This window comes from Flavobacterium maritimum (assembly GCF_040049085.1).
Lineage (GTDB): Bacteria > Bacteroidota > Bacteroidia > Flavobacteriales > Flavobacteriaceae > Flavobacterium > Flavobacterium maritimum.
In genome coordinates, this window is the sequence record NZ_JBDLZY010000002.1 from 505,311 (window position 1) to 526,956 (window position 21,646).

Consider the following 21,646-nt stretch of genomic DNA (forward strand, 5'->3'; position numbering starts at 1 on the left):
AAACTCTTTTCAAAATCCCCGAAACAGAACACCTTCCTCTCCTAATCTTCTGTTTTTACCAGGAGCTGTTTCCCGCTATTCGCTGTATCTTTTCCTGCTTAAAGAAAGCAGTAAAAGGATGCCGCTATTATCGGGGCTAGGCTGATGGGAGAAGAAGACGATTTTTTATTTAAAGAATTTCAAGATCTAAACAGAATCTATTTGTAATAAATTATTTATACTTTAGCAGAAATATAAGAAAACTGTTTATAGCGCAAAGCCAGCTGAATGTGGGTGGATATGCGAAAGTTAATAGCGAGTATTGTTAAATTAGCAACAAGTCTAAAAAAAGTTTCCTATGAAAATTATCTTATATAGCATTCTATTTTTTCTGTTTGCTAATTGTAAACACTCTGATAAAAATCCAAATAAACTAACATTAGAGACTTTAGAAAAAACAAAATTAACTCAAGGTTGGAAACAATATTCCGATAAAAAAATCAGAGCACTGATTCCATCAAATTGGACACCAAAAGTAAGGGAGGATATTTTATTCCTTGTCCCCATTGACAAAAAATTAAATCTGTATTATGTAGCTTCAGAATATGACATTGAAAGAGTTATATCTACAAAAAATTATTTGCAAGAAATATTCAAACAGATTTCAGTAGACACACCTACTTTTAATTATTCAATGAGTAAAATTAATTTCACAAATGGAAAAGTCTGTTATTTACTAGAATTCGATAGAACAGAAAATGGGCATAATTATAAGTTCTTTAATGTGATTTATCCAATTGAAAAAAAAATATATGATTTTGGCTTCAATACCATAAACGATCCTAAATCTTATGCAGAAAACAAAAGACTTTTCTATGACGTACTAGTTACTCTAGAACAAAATGATAAAAAGATAATTGCAAGTGAAGATTTTATTGTACAAAATGCTAAAGAAATTAAATACGAAGATCTATAAAAAGACCAGTTGCTAACAGCTACTACAACGGATTTGGGCAATTTGCTTAATGGAAAGTTGGTTTTGTATTTGGGATGATTTACTTCGTCTATTCGCTATCGCTCGGGTGGCAAATCCGCTTTAGTACCGGAACGTTGTGTGTAATTATAAAACCAAAAATATGAATAAATTTAATTTAATTTTCGTGCTGCTTTTTCTCTTGCCAAATTTTATTTTTTGCCAAGATATTATGGATTACTCCAATGTAAAAACGAACACTGGTGAAGTAAAAATTCCCGGAAATTGGGAGCAATTGAATACAGTGGATGACTCTGGTCAAACTTATTTAAAAAATAAAGATGGGATAATTATTGCAATTGCTCAAAACCCTAAAAAATCGTATCCTTTTTTTAAAAGCAATGAATCAGATTTTGAAAACGTAAAGTTGTTTTATGTCTGGGATTCAGATTATTGGAAAGAAAATAAATTCAAAACGGCAAAGATTAAAGAAAATTCTAAGTTAGAATATATAATTTGGAAATATAATGATAAAAAATCCGATAATGTATTCCTATTCGGTTCTACTAAAGATAATTTTTTAAACCTACTTGTTTATACAAATAATTGGAGTGAAGATGAAAAGATAATTTTTTTAGAAAATCTATATAAATTAAATAAATAACGACAACATCTACCACAACGGATTTGAGCAATCGGCTTAATGTAAATTTGGTTTTGTATTTGTGATGATTTACTTCGTCTATTCGCTATCGCTCGCGTGGCAAATCCGAATAATGAGCCTAATTTAGTCCCAAACCCGCTGTAGTACCAGAACGTTGGCAGATATATTATGAAAAAACTGAGGACAGCATTCATATTAATAATTATTTTTTTTGCAAGTTGTGAAAAGAAAGTTAGCGAATTAGAATTTGAGAAAAATGTAATGACAGAAATTTTTCCAAGTTTAATTGATTCAACTTGCATTGACATTAGATTATTTACAAATTTTCCGCCTAAATATGGTGAATCTATATTTGACAAAACTGGACATTATGTTGGAGTCGATTCCACGAAGGCTACACCTGAACAAAAAATAAAATTATTAAAGTGGAAAAAAAGAACTTTAGAAATTCAAAAAGATACTTCAAAAATTATTATTGCGTTTGATCCCAGAATAAAGCAGAATAATAGCGAAAATTTAAAACAAGACTTTGAAAAACATTTTGTCGGTAGTAAACTTTATAATTCTAAAATAAAAACTGAAACAGAATACATTTTAGATTTTAACAACATTAAACTTAACAATAAGTTTGAACTTAGACACATATCTCAATTTCCAAAAGACAGAGATGCTATCTGGCAAACTAAATATAATTTTGTTTTTTCAGGTGTTGTCTTTTTTTCTAGAATAAAATTTGACGAACAAAAAAAGTTTGGAATATTAGATGCTGGATTTGTTTGTGGCGGACTTTGTGGACAAGGTTTTAGAATATACATAAAGAAAATTGAAAATAAATGGGTAATTGACGAAGTGAAACCAACTTGGATTGCCTAGAAAAATACGTCTGTCAACACCCCCGGCTAACGCGAGCGTCCCGCTCGTGCGTACAAATACAAATCTGATTTAAAAAGCTTGAAGAATTTAAAACACAATTGCACAAAAAATTAAAGCAGAAATAATCCGACCATTTTAGAAATAAATTTCAACTGATTTTGATAGTTCGCACGAGCCAGAAACTCGCGTAAGACTCTCTTTTTTAATTTAATAGACCAAAATCTATTATATTTACTTCACAATTAACAAAAAAGCTTCGCCCAGAGGTTTTTATTCCGACATTTCGGGAGAACTGGGGATATTGATAAACATAAAGACATAATTACAGATAAAATGAAACTACCTCCATACAACACTTTCCCAATAATCTCTGGCGATAAAGTCTCGCTGAGACAAATTCTCCCTGCGGACATGGAAGACCTTATTGAAATTTCATTTTATGATGCAATTCAGGCAGCGACGGTGCAAGAGGCGACAGAAATGCAGGACAAAATAAACCAGGACTATCATGAAGGTAATTCCATTCATTGGGGCATTGCAGACAACACAACAAATAAGATCTTAGGGACTTGCGGCTATTATCGTGGCCTTGACAAAGGAGCCGGTGAACTTGGCTGCGTTTTATTACCGCAATACCGTGGGCAAGGTTTTATGACCGCTGCTATGTTATTAGCCATAGACTTTGGAATAAATACTATCGGACTACAACGTGTTTGGGCAATCACAACGAAACAAAACAAAAGCGCCATAAAACTTCTTGACAAGCTTAATTTCATTCAAATTGCGGACTTACAAGATGACGAAATTGAGTACGAATTAATGACAAATGCGTAACAGACAATATGCTAACAGCTAAGTTCGTTACATACGCAACACTCGCAATAATAATTTTAACTTCAACGCAATGAATATGAAAATATTTAAACCAACTACTAAAACTTCATTAGGCCGAACTAAATTGCTGACAACAGTAATCGCCATATTTATACTAACACTTTCTTTTAGTTTAAATTCCATGGCACAGGAAAAAATTCAAATGGTCAGATTAGCAAAAATTACAGTTGACCCATTGCAATTGGATCAGTATAACAGTGCACTAAAAGAACAAATGACTACTGCGGTTCGTGTTGAGCCAGGCGTGTTAACTTATTACGCTGTCGCAGACAAAAGCGCCCCCTCACACATCACCATACTTGAAATATACGCTGATACAGCGGCATACAAATCACATATAGAAACAACCCATTTTAAGAAATATAAGGAGACTGTTAAAGATATGGTTAAATCATTGGAACTAATCGATGTTACACTAATTGGTTCGGCTACGAAGGCGGATAAATAGTTTACAAAAAAACTCTTTATGTAAGAGCTAATTAGGAAAAGGATTCGAAAATGCAAGCATATTAGAATCCTGAAAATCAAAAACCTAAAATTAAATGAATACAAAAGCAATCATATTTGACCTTGATAATACTATTTACCCAGTTTCATCTATTGGAGAAAAATTATTTTTCACATTATTTGAAACCATTGAAAACGACAAACGCTATGTCGGAGATATCAATGCCATAAAAACTGAGATTATGAGGAGACCTTTTCAAGTAGTTGCAAAAGAATTTCAATTTAATGATGACCTCACTTTAAAATGTTTACATCATCTTTCTGAACTTACTTACCAAGAAAAAATGGAGCCCTTTAGCGACTATTCCATAACTAAAAGCCTGGATTGTTTAAAATTTCTTGTGACAACAGGATTTACAAAACTTCAGTTCAGCAAAATTGATAAACTTGATCTTAAACCAGACTTCAAAGAACTCTTTGTTGTTGACCCAAATATTTCGACTCTTACTAAAAAGGATGTTTTTAGAGAAATAATGGTCAAATATAATCTTGGTTCAGATGAAATTATAGTTATTGGAGACGACTTGAATTCGGAGATTAAGGCAGGTAAAGAATTAGGAATTAAAACCGTTTTATATGATTTTTTAAACCAATACAAAGAATTGGAAAATGAAAATGTAATAAACAGTTACACGCAACTTGAACAATTTATCTAAAAAGAATGCCAGTAGGGAAATACTCTGTTTCATCTCAATAAATAACGAAAAAGACTTTGATTTTAGGTGTTTCAATAATAATTGATTCAATATTTTTTCGTCTTTATTTTGGAATTTACACTAATGATGAATTTGGAGACAAACATTTGTTTATGAAGCACCGACCAACTTTGAAATGGAAGTTTTATTCCCCAATTGGAATGTCAGACATGAGAATCCAGGAATTACCAAAAGACAAAAAATTCGACGAAAAGAATTTTGAGGAGTTTGTTAGACAAAAAGTAAAATTATAAAATCATTATGGAAAAAAAATACCCTTCAGTTTTAGATAGAATTAAATCAACACTAATTGATTCAATTATAATCATAGGCTGTATGTTGCTTTTTACAGACATTCTTGAAATGTTTAATAACGTCCCAAATTGGGTAAGAGCAACTTTATTTATATCATTGCTTATGTATGAGCCAATTTGTACATCCAATGGAGCAACTTTAGGAAACCATAAAATGAGAATAAGAGTTCGAAAAAATTCAGATGAAACTCAATCTATCAATATTTTTCAGGCAACAATTCGATATTTTTTTAAAGTTACATTTGGTTGGATTTCTTTTTTAACCATTTTTATTAGTCCAAAAAGTAGAACACTTCACGATATGATTTGTGGAAGCGTAATGATTAAACTGAAGAATTAATAAACGTCAGATCTGCTAAGTGTAAACTGTATAGATGATTTGTCGAAATTGTGCGCGAACGCCTTCTACCTTACGTAATTTTTCAATCTTGTTAAGGCGGAAACTTCATGAAAATCTCCTGACTTTTTCCTGATTAGCTTTAAAAAATCGTATGCAAGTTATAAAATTGTTGTCTTTATAATAAAAACACATCAAAATACGAAAGAGCCATATAACCTTTTTTTCAGGATGAGACAGCTCCTGTTTATAGTTTAATAGACCAAAATCTATTAAAAACAATATCTTAATTATCAGTTACAAAGGAGTTTTTTAAAGCTTTTCAGGTATTGATTTTTAATAACATCAATGCAATCTCTTTTTCAAAACCAATTTTTTTGTAGTTAAAATCCACTATATTTACTTCCTAGTTAACAAAAACTGGTTCGAAAGCCATTCAATAATCACTAAAACCAACAATCCTCATGAAACAAAATTCCAGTCGTTTTTTAGTACAAAAAATTCTAGTCGGTTTATTTATTCAGTTAACGACCTTAACCGCTGCAATAGGACAAACCAAAGCAGAACAGATTGATAAGTTAATGAATCTATATTCTGAATACGGGCAATTTAATGGCTCTGCACTTGTCGCTTATGAAGGGAAAATTATTTACAAAAAAGGATTTGGAATGGCAAACATGGAATGGAATATTCCGAATCAATCCGATACTAAACACCGTTTGGGTTCTGTGACCAAACAGTTTACTGCGATGTTAATACTTCAATTAGCTGAACAGGGAAAATTAAAGTTAGACGTACCAATTTCGACTTATCTGCCTGCTTATCCAAAAGTAACAGGCGACAAGATCACTATTCATCACTTGCTTACACATACATCAGGAATTCCAAACTACACTTCGTTTCCTAATTTCGTAAAAGATTTAAGCATCAATCCCTACAGTCCGGAAGCATTTATAAACACATTCGCCAACTTACCTCTTGAATTCACACCAGGTGAAAAATTCAATTATAGCAATTCAGGTTATTTTTTATTGGGCTACATCGTAGAAAAAATCTCTGGCAAAACCTATGAGCAGTCTTTACAAGAGCAAATTTTCGCACCTCTCAAAATGAATAATACAGGATATGATCATCACGAAACGATTCTGAAAAACAGAGCTTCCGGCTATGAAAAAAATGGCACTAGTTATAGTAATGCCAATTATTTGGACCTCTCCATCCCCTATGCCGCAGGTTCTTTGTATTCTACCGTGGACGATTTATACCTATGGGATCAGGCGCTTTATACAGATCAGTTACTTTCAAAAAAATATAGAGACTTATTATTTAAATCCTACATCCAAGCGGGACCTGGTCATTACGGGTATGGATGGTTTATCAATTCGGCTTTCAATGAAGAAAAGGATAACAGTTTAACGGTGGTCGAACATGGCGGAGGTATAAATGGATTTAACACCATATTTTCACGTATTCCTGCTGATAAAAATCTAGTTGTATTGCTAAATAATACAGGGAGTACGAATTTAAACGAAATGAATAAAGCGATTAGAAATATCCTTTACAATAAACCTTATAGTATGCCAAAAAAATCATTAGCCTACTCTGTATTAGATGTTATTTTAGAAAAGGGTATCATATCTGGTCTGGAGCATTTTAAGGAGTTAAAAAAATCTGACATCTATGCGATCAACGAAAATGAAATGAACAGTGTTGGTTATCAATTGTTACAAACCGGAAAAACTAAAGAAGCAATTGAAATTTTCAAACTAAATACGGAATCGTTTCCTCAATCTGGGAATACCTATGACAGTTTGGGTGAAGCGTATTTAAAAGACGGGAATAAAAAGCTTGCTCTTGAGAATTATAAAAAATCTGTAGTTCTTGATCCCCATAATGAAAACGGTAAAAAAGTCTTGGAAGAAATTTCAAAATCTTAAACCATTAGTGATTGTTTTTAATTAAGAAATCTGGTTTCATAATGATCTATCAGAAATAGCCGCAAAGTCAGGAGATTTTTCAGGTTTAATCATTTAACAAAATGACCATAAATCGAATAAATATCCTGACTTTGTGGCTATTTATACAATAAACAGTTCGGAGAGTTGCACTATCTACGAGAAAGTGAATGCAAATAATTGCTAAAATCCAAAATTCACACCCAGATTAATAGCCGAAGTAGTGTAGTCGTTTTCAATTATGCTGCTAAAAGACCCAGTAAGCGCTAACTTTTCACTAAAATTATAAGCAATTACAGGACGATAGTAAAATCCACCGCCTCCTTCAACATTTATTCCATAACCAAGGTCGCCACCCATTGAAAAAGCTTGTGTAATATTTATTCTGCCAGCAACTGCCACGGGTACATATAAATCAGGAATTGATTCGAAAACTTCTTCAATTCGATCACCCGAAAAAAGAGAAAAGCCAGTAGTTACTCCTAGGTCAATTTTTTCTGATGTTTGCCACATATAATAAAAATTACCCTGAACATTAACCGAAAAATACGCATCAGAATCTGCCACAACTGGACCTATATTAACCTCTACTCTAGGCCCAGCTTGAGCATTTGCCATAACAGTAATTAGCAGTACAATAGCTGTAAATTGTAATGATTTTTTCATAATGAATTAGTTTAAATCCTAATCTTTAAAAAGACATCAAAATAATCCTAATAAATGTACGAATTAAAATACTAATTACCAATTACTTAACCCGCCGATATTTTTCACATCTATCAAGAAAAGGCTTATCATTATTCTGATTCTAAACATCTCATTCTTTTTACAGAACCAAAACTATTGCATAATTTTGATGCAAGTTTTTCATTGGGTATCGAAATTGAAATCAGCAATAACTTTGTACCTTCTCACACATAAAAAATTCACTCAAGTATAAAGGCTCAATAGTCGCTATGCCATCAAAGAAACCAAAACAATTATGTTAGAAAAAATATTCAATCTAAAAGAAAGAAATACCAATATCCGTCAGGAAGCCATTGGTGGAACGGTTACTTTTTTGACCATGGCGTACATTATTTTTGTAAATCCTAATATTTTATCCGCCACAGGTATGGATAAAAGCGCACTGATTACTGTTACTTGTTTGGCCGCCATAATTGGAACTCTTTTAGTTGGTTTTTGGGCTAATGTTCCTTTTGCCATGGCACCAGGAATGGGACTAAACGCAATGTTTGCTTATACTTTGGTCCTTAATGATGGCGCTACCTGGCAACAAGCTCTGGGCGTTGTTTTTATGTCGGGAGTATTTTTTATTATTATTTCAATTTTGGGATTACGACATAAAATTGTCGATGCGATCCCCGAATCATTACGAGTCGCAATCGGTTCCGGAATTGGATTATTTATAGCCTTTATTGGTTTTAAGCAAATGGGATTAATCGTATCCAATGAAGCCACCTTAGTAGGGCTGGGCAAATTTACTCCTGCTTTGATTATTGGTTTAGCCGCATTTTTTGTAACTGTTATGCTAGAACATTACAAGGTAAAAGGTTCTATTTTGATTGGTATTTTACTGGCTACCCTATTGGGTTTTACTTTTGATGATACCATACTATTGCCTACGGAATTTATCAGCACACCTCCTTCCATCATGCCTGTTTTAGGTCAGTTAGAAGTGCTTTCAGTGCTTAAAATCACCTTTATCGCTCCTATTTTTTCATTTCTGTTCGTGAATTTATTTGACTCCATCGGAACTGCTATAGCCTGTTCTATGGAAGCCGGCTTAGTAAAGGAGGATGGAAAAATGCCACACGTAAAAAAAGTATTGGAAGCGGATGCCGTTGCCACCATGTTTAGCGGAATTCTGGGAACGAGCAGCACAGTAACCTATATAGAATCGGCTGCAGGGATTGCCAATGGAGCCAGAACTGGATTGAGTTCTGTTTTTACCGCTCTGCTATTTTTACTGGCAATGTTTTTCGCGCCACTTATAGGTGCTGTACCAGTTTATGCCACCGCTCCAGCACTCATTTTAGTTGGAATCTATATGGCCAAACATTTAGTGAAAATTGATTTTAGTGAACTTTATTTGGGCGTTCCGGTATTTTTAACTTTGATATTAATGCCACTGACCTATAGCATCAGTTCTGGCATTGCTTATGGTTTTTCAAGTTATGTATTGCTTTGTGTTTTCACAAAAAACACAGATAAAGTCCACCCTTTTATGTGGGGAATTGGACTATTTTCTATAGTGGAAATTGTGCTTTCCCAAATGTAAATCACGACTGGGGAAGAACACAATACTCAAATCCATTTGTACTTTTTTACTTCATTGAGATAGCCAAAATAATTAAATAGAATTTGTTTCGGCTATTTATTTGGAGTTCTCTTGCCTTTGTCTGAAAGCGAAAATTTCGATGCCTTTTTTATTCAAAAACATTTCCATTCGTTTTTTAAGTAAAGGAAATCACTCCCGTTTAAATCCCGTATATTTGCTTTACAATAATATTTTTTTGGGCTTGTTTAGAGTTTTTAGATAAGCTGATGTTTCGGAAAATAAAAGAACCAAAATGCGCAAAATAGTAATTTTAATAGTATCCTTTTTCTATTTGACAAGTGTTTATTCTCAAACCGATCCAACGGTTACCAAAGACACCGTAATAGAAAACTTAGTAAAAAAATACAGACAGGTTTTTTGGGACAACCTGCCAGAACGAGCCGGATGGATTAATGACTACGAAAACTTATACACGAAAAAAGAAGAACACAAACTAGATAGTCTGATTCATTTTTTCGAAAAAAAGACGACAATCGAAATAGCAGTAGTTACCATAGACACCATCAAAACTGCAAAAGAAAACTTTGACAACTTATCGCTTCATATAGCGCAACAATGGAATTTAGGAAAACAAGATTTCCAAAACGGAATACTGATCGCTATTTCCCGTGGCCATAGAAAAATGCGTATTCAAAATGGGAATGGTATTGAACTAATAATTTCGGACGAGGAAACTAAAGCAATAATTGACACTTATTTCATTCCGTACTTTAAAAAAGAGGACTATTATAATGGAACTTTAATGGGTTTGACAGAATTAATGAAACTTTTAGAAACAAAAATTAAATAAACCTGTTTGATGTAACTACTGTTTGAATATAAAAACAAACCATCTAGACACCTCCATCATTTATAAATTCACAATAATTTTCAATAATATGGCTGCCAACCCCGAATACGTAATAAGAAATGCAAAACCCAATGAATTTGAAGCAATTGGTACCCTGATGGTGCAGGTCTATTCACAACTGGAAGGTTTTCCTAAAGAATATCAACAACCTAACTACTATAAAATGCTGGCAAATATTGGTTCATTAACAAGCAATCCAGGAACAGAACTCCTGGTAGCTGTTACTGCAGAAGACAAAATAGTTGGCGCTGTCGTTTTTTTTAATGACATGAAGAATTATGGTTCGGGTGGAACTGCAACCAAAGAACAAAATGCAGCCGGCTTCAGATTATTGGCAGTAAGTCCCGATTCCAGAGGAAAAGGAATTGGCAAAATTTTGACAATGGAATGTATCCGAAAAGCAAAAGATCTAAAGCTGCAACAGGTTATTATCCATTCTACGATGGCAATGCAGGTAGCCTGGAAAATGTATGAAAATCTGGGATTCAAAAGATCAGAGGATTTAGATTTTATGCAGGGAGAACTACCCGTTTTTGGTTTTAGATTAGTACTCTAATTGTAACTAGCGATTTCTTTTATCAAAATCTTGCAATGAAAATCACCCCTAATGGATTTAGCCAAACATTATAACAATCTTTACATTGAATCTGTTGAAACCATTGCAGCGGACAGATACCAAATAGATACTCAAATTGATTCAGATACAGACAGTCGTTTCGGAATTACATTACTAATTCGACCTGATACTGCAACCAAAATTAAGATTCAAGACTTTTTAGATGAACTCAGAACCATCGATCCTGAGCAATATTATTACCCTGATTCAGATATTCATATCACCGTATTATCAATCATCTCCTGTTACGACGGTTTTAATCTGACCTCTATTTCAATTCCCGATTATGTTGAAATCGTAGAAAAAAGTTTGATTGGAATAGAAGATTTGGTCATCAACTTTCAGGGAATTACAGCTTCTTCTTCGGCTATCATGCTTCAGGGTTTTACCAATACCAATTCGCTTGACGATTTAAGAAACAACTTGAGAACCCATTTTATGAATTCGGGTTTGGAACAAAGTATCGACAAACGCTATTCCATTCAAACGGCTCATGCCACGGTAGCCCGATTTCGAAAAAAAATCAGCCATACAGAAAAACTGATTCAAGTTTTAGAAAAGTATCGGAATTTCAATTTTGGGAAATTCAAAGTTGAAAAATACAATCTGGTCTATAATGATTGGTACCAAAGAGAACAATTTGTCAAAGAATTACATGAATTTAGTTCAAAATAAAAAATAAAAAAACCTCTTAAGTCTCAAAAAATTTGGATTTAAGAGGTTTATTTTTGGTTTCAAATCTAGTAATCAAAAAGCTAAAATCCCCTTGACAAGTACTAAACTGTATGGTATTATTCTAACATCTTTTCGCTGTAATAAATTATTTCAGAGGTAATTTTACCTTTATCATCAAAATTATCAATGAAAAACACCGGTAAAACAATTTTCTTTTTGTCGGATTTTCTTGTTAGTCTAAAATTCCACCAGGATTGCACTACTCTTGCATCTCCTAATTCGTAATGCAAATAATCCGGATAACCAGTAACATCAATACTGTTAATTTCAAATTTCTCAAAAAACTTCAGATCATTTGCTTTTTGCTCTGCTAAGCTTATTCCTTTGGTTGCAGGCGAATTAATATCCGTGAAAGTGGCCTTTTCATCATAAAAAGTGTAGGCTTTGGCTAAGTCTTTATTTTCATAAGCATGAACCATTTTTCTGACCGTATTAATGTTTTCATGATGATTATAAATCCGTCCGTTTTCCCTATCATTAAAACTGTCCCCTATTTCATCAAAAACACTGCTATTCGTATAACGAATGATGGTTTTAATTTTATTGTCTTTATTAACCACAAATAATCGGTGCATGGGAACATCCATTTTAACACCCGTTTTATTATGTACTCCCTTTAAATCTTCCCAAGTTTGAACCCACACAACATCTTTATTGTTTTCTTCTTTGTATTCCAAGGCATCGGGATATGCGCCTTGTGATCGCTTAATACTGAAATAATCAACATTCTCCTTCCAAAACTTAACACTTTTTACAAATGAGGCTTTATCATCTCCTTTATCATCCTTATTGGTAGTCGTACCATTATAGGATTTAAAATCATCGGCTAAAAAGCTTGCCACTTTATCAGAGTCTCCGCTAACAAAGGCTTGCGTCATGGCTTCTACCACTGTAATCGCAGGATGATCCAGATAAATAGTTCCATTTACTTTTTTCTGTGCGTAAGTGATACAGGTTGCGATCAACAATACAATTGAAAAATAATTTCTCATATTTAGTTAAATTTTGGGTTAATAATACTTTAAATTTAACAAAATTTTACTGAATATCAGGATGTTACACACAAATATTATTTTATTTGAACGGAACCAATCCGTTTTAATCTAAAATCTTACATTTTTATTAAATAATTAAAATTCAGATGCTTACAAAATAAGACTTCTTCACTGCAAATTGTACTAATCAATTCGCATAAAGCACTTCTTACCGCAATCCTCTCAAGCGGATTTAGGTTAATTTAAGTCTGTTTTTTAGTAAAAAAGCATTAAATCTCTGTTAAATCACTTATATTTACTCTAGCTTTATTCGGAATAAAACTTTTTTTTACAAACTGAATTCTAAATAAAAAATCATAAAAATGTATAGACCAGGAGCTGTTGGAGCATTGCTTGACATCTATGAACAGGCAATCCAGGATTTCAAAAAAGTCATTGAAGATATTTCTGACGATGTTTTGACCATGCACATAGACCCGCATACCACTGATGAAAATTGCAAATCTATTCAAACCGTTTTATCACACGTTGTAAGTTCCGGTTATAGCTATGCCATCTACATTAATAACCTGAAAGGGCATCAAGCGATACGACCGGAAAAAACCTTTCATGCAACGACTAAAGAATATTTAGAAGATCTAAACCAGGTTTTTGCTTATACCGAAAATGTTTTTAAGAATATAAAAGACCAGGAACTGGAACAATTTGATGACGCAAAAAAAATAATTACTTCCTGGGGACAACATTATGATATTGAGCAGTTAATGGAGCATGCTATCGTGCATATTTTACGTCACCAAAGACAAATCGAAAAATTTAAGAATGTGGTGCTGTAAAACTATTAGTAAAATAAAACTATTGAGAGATTACATTTAATAGTGGAAAACCGCTTTTGCAAAAAATTAGAAGAAAGTTCTCCTATCCTACTCATCTAAAACTGATCACATGGCGACCCTATCATTTAGAATTTATATCTTTTGCTTTCTATTAGCAATAAGCGAATGCACAATAGCGCAAAACAATCTAATTATCAATGATAGTCTCGCTGCCAATTCCGAAAAGCTAAAGGTAAAAATGGGTAGCCAAACGATGGGCCGAATATGGAAATTCAGTTTTGGCAATTACGCGGTTATCAGTAGCAAGAACAGCGTCCAAAAAGAAAGAACAAAAACGAACAACTGGTTATTTCCTACTAAGTCTGAGACCAAATCAGATTCTAAATTTTCATTTATATTAGAGAATAAAACCACTGAAACTGCTAATGTCAATGCAATAATCCAGCGTGTGACCGAATCAAAAACAAAATATAATGGGCTGGGTATTGAAAAGACTGTAGGAGAAGATGATACTTCCGTATACATTACACAAGAGAATCAGATAGCAAAAGACCTTACCATTTTTGAATCGATGATCACCACAACAGGAGATACAACTGCAGTATGGCATCTGGTATTCCGTTTTGAAACCACTAATGAACGGTCCGAACAAAACGAAACCTATCTTACGGATGGTAAAAGAAAAATTGAAATTTACGCGATAAGCTCTGCTAAAAAAGGAGAACATGTCCAATTACCGGCTTTAGGATATGAATTTGTGGAAAACGGAAAAGCACTATGCGCCCTTCAATATTATGGAGGTGGCTTATTAGGTATGAATAAGAACATCATTTGGTTAGATAAAAAACTTAGTCCGAGAATGAACCTGGTACTTGCCGCGGCCATGACCTCTATTTTACAATTTAAAAATTAAATTTTTTGTTATTTCCTTTATTGGCAAAGGCTAATCCTCAAATAAAGAGTGAATTAATAGTACTTACCATTTAAAAAGTGTTGGTTTTTTCATACTTTTATATGTCATAAGACAGATTATTACCTAACCAAAACCAACCAAGATGAAATTAGCAAAATTACTCCTTATAACAGTTCTCTTTTTTACTGTCAGCAGCTTTAAAACCACCGAAAAAGTTATTGCACCGGCCAGAGAATTCTACCAAATCAAAATATATACTTTAAATTCTGAGCAACAGCTGGCAACCACTGAAAAATATTTGAAAGAAGCCTATCTCCCAGGCTTGCGAAAACAGGGAATTAAGAATATTGGGGTTTTTAAAGCAAAAGCGAATGAAACTGATTCGATAAAAAAAATCATGGTCTTAATTCCGTTTTCATCAATGGATCAATTTCTTAGTCTTGAAGATAAATTAGCAAAAGACAAAACTTATTTGGACAAAGGGGCAGATTATTTAAATGCTACCTACAAACAAGCACCCTATTTACGAATAGAATCAGTTTTACTGAAAGCCTTTACAGACCATCCTGTTTTAGGAATCCCCAAATTAGATAGCCCAAGAGCCAAAAGAGTTTATGAATTAAGAAGTTATGAATCGGCAACCGAAGCTATTTACAAAAACAAAGTTGATATGTTTAATGCCGGTGGCGAAATTAAGCTCTTTAATCGTCTTGGATTTAATGCTGTTTTCTACGGAGAAGTCCTGTCGGGAGCTAAGATGCCTAATTTAATGTACCTAACCACTTTCGCAGATCAGGAAAGTAGGGATGCGCATTGGAAAGCCTTTGGTGAGTCTCCGGAATGGAAAGAAATATCATCCTTACCAAAATACCAAAACAATATTTCTCACATGGACATTACATTTTTGTATCCAACAGATTATTCCGATTATTAAACAATCTTTTTTAGTTACTTTTTTTATCCCCATACTTTATTGATGATGTGACGTTTTACAACTAATACAAATCTCTTATGAGCCTTAAAAGAACCAAATCTTTTTCCTTGCAATTTGTAAAAATCAATGCAATTATCTCCTTACTGTTTTTGTTTTGTTCCATTTCGATAGCTGCACAAAAGTCACCTTCTAAGATAGATACAACGCAATCTCAAACAGCCAAATTGGAACAATTATCTTCCCGGATTAATACAATTGCAAAAAAAGAATTGGAAGACAGTAAAGCAAATTATGAGAATAATCAAACCGCTCAAAAACAAAACAACAGCTTTAATCTCATCAATACTGAAATTCAAAAAGCTAATTTCACGCTCAAACAAGGGAATGACTACAAAGATTTTATAGAAGAAATCAACAAATTTGTAGCTTGGAAAAAATTTGCTGTAAAGGGTATCATTACAGATAGAGACCGGATTCAATCTGTCAGAAACTTAACCTCGACCTCCATTCTGTTGGATGAACTTTTAAACAGAACCAATAATCGATTAAACCTTATAAAAAGCGATACTAAACTACTGGGAGACATTCAGAAAAAAATTGATTCATTGTCAGCAGATAAAGAATTGTATCAGGTTCCCAAAGACTCCGTTGCCATGTTGAATTATTTTCAACGATTGACTTTCATGACAAAAGACGTAAAAACATTAAATGTGAGTCTAAAAAATGCCTTGGACAGTATTCAAAAATTACAAATTCAGGGAGATTTATTTAAATACAGTCTAGAGAATGATATCGTTGAAATTGAAGTCGAACGAAAATATATCTCTGAAAACTTTCGATTTGGAAAATCCGAAACTCTTATAAAAAAAAGTAATTTAAAGGATCAATCTTTTAGCAATGCAGTTAAGTATTCATTCAATAAAGGGATATTAGTGCTTCTTTTTTATTTAGTAAATCACAGTACCATTATTTACACAATGATCTTCTTTATCATTGCAATTGCAATTTATTTAATAATACTCAAACAGAAATATATAAAATCCAATCGGCACAAAGAACTAAATTCGGGGCATGTATTTATATATCCATTAGCTTCCTCAATTGTAATCACAACAACTATTTTTCAATTTTTCCTGCCATTGCCTCCATTTATTTTATCCGCAATAATCTGGACAATCAGCACAATAGCTTTGATTACTATTATTCGAAAATCCGTTTCTCCTTCTCGGTTCAAAGCATGGATGATTTTGTTCTCTTTAAATATTTTAGCCATATTAGATAATTTGATACTCCCATATTCAGTATTTGAATCTTGGTTCATAATTATTTTAAGTTGTCTTGGAATAGGTTTAGGACTGTATTTCTTAAAGAAGAAAAGAGATGAAATAAAAGAAAAAGCAATTCTGATTACTATTATATTGATGATTCTATTCGAAATTTTTGCTGTTTATTTTATGCTAAAAGAACAATACAATCTAAGTAAAGTATTAATGACGGGGGGATATTTTGGAATGCTACTGGTTTACTTAATGGTTTGGACGTATCGATTAACAATAGATATAGTGATGCTTTCCTTAAACCTAAAAGAAAAAACCGATGAAACAAAATACGAATTAATAGATAACTCCAACTATAAAATCCCTTTACTGTTAAATATATCATTTTTTGTGGGATGGTATGTTCTGACCAATAGAAATACATATATCTTTCAGAACTTAATTGAGCCTTTTAAAAATGAATTAGTTCAGAACAGAAAATTTGGAGAGTTTACATTTACCTATGAAAATATATTTATTTTCTTTTTCGTACTTTTCTTATCAGGATTCATTTCAAGAACAGTAGCTTTCTTAGCCAGAGAAAACAGATTTCATGTTACCCCTCTCAAAAAAAAGGGTATCGGCAGTTGGCTCCTATTAATTAGAATTGGTTTAATTACTTCGGGGATTGTAATTGCATTTATATTAGCCGGAATACCTATGGGCAAAATTGCTATCATCCTTGGAGCGCTGGGTGTTGGTATCGGATTTGGACTACAGGCATTGGTAAATAATCTTATAAGTGGACTAATTATCGCTTTTGAAAAACCTGTCAATTTAGATGATGTTGTCGAAATAGGAGGTCAAAGCGGAAAAATGAAATCCATTGGGATTCGTAGTAGCGTCATTACAACCTGGGATGGAGCCGATGTCATCATACCAAACGGTGATCTATTAAATCAGCATCTGGTGAACTGGACCTTGGGCAGCAGCAAAAGCCGCTTTACCATTAAGCTTGGCGTAGCCTATGGAACCGATTTAGAAAAGACTAAACATCTCCTGATGGAATTAATGGAAAAAAATCAGAAAATATTATACTTCCCGCAACCTATTGTTTTGATTACTGAATTCAACAACAGTTCAATCGACATTGACATAAAATTCTGGGTCCCTGATTTCAACATTGGTCTTGATGTAAAAAGTGATTTAATTCTCGCTATTGATTCGCTCTTTAAAGAACATGGCATTGTAATTCCTTTTCCACAACAAGATGTACATATTAAATCAAATGATACTTTTTTAGAAGAAGAAAAAGATTCTTGATTAATCCACTTTTTTAAATACTAATAAAACCCCTGAAGGATTCGAAAGAGACAGACGCATATTGGCTACAGAATAGCTCGTTGTGCTTCGAAGGGCCTTTAAAAATTCATCTTCTTTATTATTATCCCCACAAGCCATTAAAGTCGTAGCAACATTGGTAAAACGCAAAAGTCCTTTTTCAAAAAACAAACTGCCATTCATGTGATTACAGCCTGCAAAACCATAAAATTGATTCTTTGTAGTATTCATTTCCAGTCGAGGAAAATTAGTATTATAATCTGATAAACTTACTTTCTTACCATTGATTTGTTCCAAAACCCAAATATCATACAAGCGATAATCCGTAATGTATTGCCCCTGCCCTTTGAAGATTTTAAACTCTTGATCTGCAGCTCTTTTTATTTGCACCATAACCGAATAAGGATAAATTATTCCCGCCATGGAGTCAGCGATTTCTTCTTGCGTAATTTGAATATTCATTGTAACGGATTCCGTTTCGAGACGATAAAGTTTCACATTGGCATCCATTGCTTGAACGGGAGCAGCATGAGGTGTTTTGAATACTTCAAAACCCGGAACTAAGGATTTAAATACAATTTCTTTTTCTGAAATATCTAAATCCCAAAATGGTTCGTTTCCATTGGCTTTAAAATAGGAGATCTCATCATTAAAAATAGTGGGCTCCGATTGACCTTGTTGAGCAACGCTTTGCTTTGGTGTAACCGTCTTACAACCAATTGCAAAGCATAAGAATAATCCCAAAAATGCTATTTTTTTCATCTTAATTTTTTGTTTTTATTAAATCCTAAATGAAATCGAATACGAGCAAATACATCCGCTACAAAAAAGGTGCATTTACAATACAATAGAAACGCCAACCCTTATTTAATTCAGCTAATTCGCAGATAATCAGACTAAATTTATAAAAAATAAACGGAGGACACAAATTTAAAATTGGGCCAAAAAAACGCCTCCTTAGAATAAAGTACGTACATAAATAAAAAATAAATCTAAAAAAAATAAAAAAATAAGTATTTGAATTAAGTATTTATACGTATATTTGTTCTGTAATACTTAATTAATGAGTTATGATTAAAGTAATAGTAGTCGGAAACGGCATGGTAGGTTACAAATTTTGTGAAAAATTCATCACAAAAACAGGACATGAAAATTATCAAATTACCGTATTTGGAGAGGAACCAAGACGCGCCTATGATAGAGTTCACTTAAGTGAGTACTTCGCAGGAAAAAGTGCCGATGACCTATCTCTATCTACATCAAATTGGTATGAAGAGAATAATATTATACTTAATACTTCTGAATTAATTACTGATATTAACAGAGAGCAAAAAACCATACATACGCATTTAGAGAAAACGCATACTTATGACTACTTAGTTCTAGCCACAGGTTCTTCTGCATTTGTACCGCCTATTGAAGGGGTCGAAAAAGAAGGTGTTTTCGTCTATCGCACCATTGAAGATTTGGATGCTATTATGGCCTACGCCAAAAAAATAAAACAAAATGGTGCAACAGAAGCTGCTGTTCTTGGAGGAGGATTATTAGGTCTTGAAGCTGCAAAAGCGGTTTATGATCTGGGATTAAATCCACATGTGGTGGAATTTGCCCCTCGATTGATGCCAAGACAATTAGACAAAGGAGCCAGCGACATGTTGCAGTCAAAAATTGAAAAACTTAATATTGGTATCCATCTTAATAAATCAACTCAATATATTGCCGGAGAAGATCACATTACCGGGATGATGTTTGAAGGAGAAGAACTCCTAAAAGTGGATATGTTAGTTATCTCTGCCGGAATTAAACCAAGAGACGAACTAGGAAGAGTGTCCGGTTTAGAAGTAGGTGTACGAGGAGGAATTTTGGTTAATAACAAAATGCAAACTTCAGATCCATCTATCTATGCCATCGGTGAAGTAGCATTATACAATCACATGATTTATGGTCTTGTGGCTCCCGGTTATGAAATGGCCGATGTAGCCGCTGAACAAATCCTTCAAGGAGATAAAACGATGAGGGAAACCATCGATATGTCTACACAATTAAAATTAATTGGTGTTGAAGTTGCGAGTTTTGGTGATCCTTTTATCGAAAACGAAGACGTAACAGCGATCGTTTACGAAAATAAATTCAACGGAATTTATAAAAGAATCAATGTTACCAAAGACGGAAAAACACTTTTGGGTGGAATTTTGGTTGGTGACTCAAGCGATTACAATGGACTATTCCAAATTTATAGTAATGCTATGAAATTGCCTCCAAATCCGGAAGATTTAATTCTGGGATCAAGAGGAGGAGAAAGCTCTACTATGGGAAGTGTTATGGATTTGCCGGATACTGCCGTGATTTGTTCTTGTGAAAATGTGACAAAAGGAGCTATTTGCTGTTCAATAACAGATGGAACTTGTGAAACTTTATCAGATGTTGTAAAATTAACCAAAGCAACTTCAGGTTGTGGAGGTTGTAAACCAATGGTAGTTGATTTAGTTAAAGAAGCTCAAAAATCAATTGGTAAAGAAGTCAAAGAAAGCATTTGTGAGCATTTTCACTTCACCAGACAAGAATTATTTGATATCGTAAAAATCAATAAATACACTAACTTTTACGAAGTTGTCGATCACCACGGAAATGGGGATGGATGTGAAGTTTGTAAGCCGGTTGTCGCTTCTATTTTCTCAAGTATATACAATGACACCGCTAACAAACATGTTACCACTCAAGATACCAATGACCGATTCCTGGCTAATATCCAAAGAAACGGAACCTATTCAGTAGTACCAAGAGTTGCAGGAGGCGAGATTACTCCAGACAAATTAATTGTTATTGGAGAAGTTGCCAAACAATTTGATTTATACACAAAAATTACGGGAGCGCAACGTGTCGATTTATTTGGGGCGAACTTGAACGATTTACCTAAAATTTGGAAAATATTAATTGAAAATGGTTTTGAAAGCGGACATGCTTACGGAAAATCATTAAGAGCTGTAAAAAGTTGTGTTGGTAATGCTTGGTGCCGTTACGGAATGGACGATAGTGCCGGATTTGCCATTGAACTTGAAGATCGTTACAAAGGTATTCGTGCACCTCACAAAATTAAAGGAGGAGTTTCGGCTTGTATTAGAGAATGTGCCGAAGCAAGAGGAAAAGATTTTGGATTAATCGCTGTGGAAGGCGGTTGGAATCTTTACATCTGCGGAAACGGTGGAGCCAATCCAAAACACGCTGTTTTACTGGCGGAACAAATTGACAAAGCCACTGTTATTAAATACTTAGATCGTTTTTTAATGTATTACATCCGTACAGCCGGGCCTTTAGTACGTACTGCAACTTGGCTGGATAAATTGGAAGGCGGATTGGATTATCTAAAAGAAGTTATCATTCACGACCGTATCGGTATCTGTGAAGCATTAGAATCTGAAATGGAATCACTTGTTGGAACTTTTGAATGTGAATGGAAACAAGTGCTTGAAAAACCAAGATTAATGAAACGTTTTAGTCACTTTGTTAATTCAGATGATACGGATGATAATATTGAATACGTACCGTTAAGAGATCAAAAAATGCCAAAACCTTGGTAAAAAAAATAATTAAATTCTTTCTAGTAAACACGACTTCAACGACTTTTTCTGGTATTTCGT

The 21,646-nt window shown here is 33.5% G+C and carries 21 protein-coding genes; 18 read left to right on the forward strand and 3 right to left on the reverse strand.

From position 1 onward, the window contains the following. Nucleotides 1–337 precede the first annotated feature (337 nt). From ABEB23_RS06180 to ABEB23_RS06220, 9 genes are all read left to right on the forward strand, one after another. The gene (locus tag ABEB23_RS06180; protein WP_348811582.1) at nt 338–955 is read left to right on the forward strand and encodes a hypothetical protein; all 618 of its coding nucleotides are present in this window, start codon (nt 338–340) and stop codon (nt 953–955) included. A gap of 160 nt (nt 956–1,115) precedes the next feature. Next, a complete protein-coding gene (locus ABEB23_RS06185) occupies nt 1,116–1,616 on the forward strand; it encodes a hypothetical protein (protein WP_348811584.1) in 501 nt (166 codons plus the stop codon). A 168-nt stretch (nt 1,617–1,784) separates the two neighbouring features. Further along, nucleotides 1,785–2,489 (forward strand): hypothetical protein, encoded by a 705-nt coding sequence (locus ABEB23_RS06190; RefSeq protein ID WP_348811586.1) that lies wholly within the window; start codon nt 1,785–1,787, stop codon nt 2,487–2,489. Nucleotides 2,490–2,822: 333 nt separating this feature from the next. After that, entirely contained in the window at nt 2,823–3,323 is a 501-nt protein-coding gene (locus tag ABEB23_RS06195; RefSeq protein WP_348811587.1) for a GNAT family N-acetyltransferase, read from the forward strand. Nucleotides 3,324–3,393: 70 nt separating this feature from the next. After that, nucleotides 3,394–3,831 carry a putative quinol monooxygenase gene (locus ABEB23_RS06200; protein ID WP_348811589.1) on the forward strand — a complete coding sequence of 146 codons (438 nt, stop codon included), beginning with the start codon at nt 3,394–3,396 and terminating at the stop codon, nt 3,829–3,831. Between the two features lie 94 nt (nt 3,832–3,925). After that, nucleotides 3,926–4,546, forward strand: a complete 621-nt coding sequence (locus tag ABEB23_RS06205) for an HAD family hydrolase (RefSeq protein ID WP_348811591.1) — start codon at nt 3,926–3,928, stop codon at nt 4,544–4,546. Between the two features lie 152 nt (nt 4,547–4,698). Further along, complete coding sequence (locus ABEB23_RS06210; RefSeq protein ID WP_348811592.1) at nt 4,699–4,839, forward strand: hypothetical protein; 141 nt, start codon at nt 4,699–4,701, stop codon at nt 4,837–4,839. Nucleotides 4,840–4,846: 7 nt separating this feature from the next. Then, nucleotides 4,847–5,239: an RDD family protein gene (locus ABEB23_RS06215; protein WP_348811593.1), complete on the forward strand. Its 393-nt coding sequence runs from the start codon at nt 4,847–4,849 to the stop codon at nt 5,237–5,239. 461 nt (nt 5,240–5,700) lie between these two features. Next, nucleotides 5,701–7,173: a serine hydrolase gene (locus ABEB23_RS06220; RefSeq protein ID WP_348811594.1), complete on the forward strand. Its 1,473-nt coding sequence runs from the start codon at nt 5,701–5,703 to the stop codon at nt 7,171–7,173. Nucleotides 7,174–7,374: 201 nt separating this feature from the next. Here ABEB23_RS06220 and ABEB23_RS06225 read toward each other — a convergent pair whose 3' ends face one another. Next, entirely contained in the window at nt 7,375–7,857 is a 483-nt protein-coding gene (locus ABEB23_RS06225; protein WP_348811595.1) for an outer membrane beta-barrel protein, read from the reverse strand. A 316-nt stretch (nt 7,858–8,173) separates the two neighbouring features. Between ABEB23_RS06225 and ABEB23_RS06230 the strand changes: the two genes are divergently transcribed. From ABEB23_RS06230 to ABEB23_RS06245, 4 genes are all read left to right on the forward strand, one after another. Beyond that, nucleotides 8,174–9,472: an NCS2 family permease gene (locus ABEB23_RS06230; protein ID WP_348811596.1), complete on the forward strand. Its 1,299-nt coding sequence runs from the start codon at nt 8,174–8,176 to the stop codon at nt 9,470–9,472. Between the two features lie 292 nt (nt 9,473–9,764). Continuing rightward, complete coding sequence (locus tag ABEB23_RS06235) at nt 9,765–10,322, forward strand: TPM domain-containing protein (protein WP_348811598.1); 558 nt, start codon at nt 9,765–9,767, stop codon at nt 10,320–10,322. An 88-nt stretch (nt 10,323–10,410) separates the two neighbouring features. Further along, on the forward strand, nt 10,411–10,938 hold the full coding sequence (locus ABEB23_RS06240) for a GNAT family N-acetyltransferase (protein ID WP_348811600.1): 528 nt from the start codon (nt 10,411–10,413) through the stop codon (nt 10,936–10,938). A 51-nt stretch (nt 10,939–10,989) separates the two neighbouring features. Beyond that, nucleotides 10,990–11,673 (forward strand): 2'-5' RNA ligase family protein, encoded by a 684-nt coding sequence (locus ABEB23_RS06245; protein ID WP_348811601.1) that lies wholly within the window; start codon nt 10,990–10,992, stop codon nt 11,671–11,673. 116 nt (nt 11,674–11,789) lie between these two features. On the opposite strand, the gene ABEB23_RS06250 is transcribed toward ABEB23_RS06245, so the two are convergent. Beyond that, nucleotides 11,790–12,725, reverse strand: coding sequence for a nuclear transport factor 2-like protein (locus ABEB23_RS06250; protein ID WP_348811603.1), 936 nt, complete (start codon nt 12,723–12,725; stop codon nt 11,790–11,792). Between the two features lie 365 nt (nt 12,726–13,090). Between ABEB23_RS06250 and ABEB23_RS06255 the strand changes: the two genes are divergently transcribed. From ABEB23_RS06255 to ABEB23_RS06270, 4 genes are all read left to right on the forward strand, one after another. Beyond that, the gene (locus tag ABEB23_RS06255) at nt 13,091–13,564 is read left to right on the forward strand and encodes a DinB family protein (protein ID WP_348811605.1); all 474 of its coding nucleotides are present in this window, start codon (nt 13,091–13,093) and stop codon (nt 13,562–13,564) included. Nucleotides 13,565–13,673: 109 nt separating this feature from the next. After that, a complete protein-coding gene (locus ABEB23_RS06260) occupies nt 13,674–14,477 on the forward strand; it encodes a hypothetical protein (protein ID WP_348811607.1) in 804 nt (267 codons plus the stop codon). Between the two features lie 142 nt (nt 14,478–14,619). Next, the gene (locus ABEB23_RS06265) at nt 14,620–15,411 is read left to right on the forward strand and encodes an NIPSNAP family protein (protein ID WP_348811609.1); all 792 of its coding nucleotides are present in this window, start codon (nt 14,620–14,622) and stop codon (nt 15,409–15,411) included. Between the two features lie 77 nt (nt 15,412–15,488). Further along, nucleotides 15,489–17,990 carry a mechanosensitive ion channel family protein gene (locus tag ABEB23_RS06270; protein ID WP_348811610.1) on the forward strand — a complete coding sequence of 834 codons (2,502 nt, stop codon included), beginning with the start codon at nt 15,489–15,491 and terminating at the stop codon, nt 17,988–17,990. Here the strand turns inward: ABEB23_RS06270 and ABEB23_RS06275 are convergent, their stop codons facing one another. Continuing rightward, nucleotides 17,991–18,770 (reverse strand): META domain-containing protein, encoded by a 780-nt coding sequence (locus tag ABEB23_RS06275; RefSeq protein ID WP_348811612.1) that lies wholly within the window; start codon nt 18,768–18,770, stop codon nt 17,991–17,993. A gap of 308 nt (nt 18,771–19,078) precedes the next feature. Between ABEB23_RS06275 and nirB the strand changes: the two genes are divergently transcribed. Next, nucleotides 19,079–21,586, forward strand: a complete 2,508-nt coding sequence (nirB, locus tag ABEB23_RS06280) for a nitrite reductase large subunit NirB (protein ID WP_348811614.1) — start codon at nt 19,079–19,081, stop codon at nt 21,584–21,586. Nucleotides 21,587–21,646: the final 60 nt, after the last annotated feature.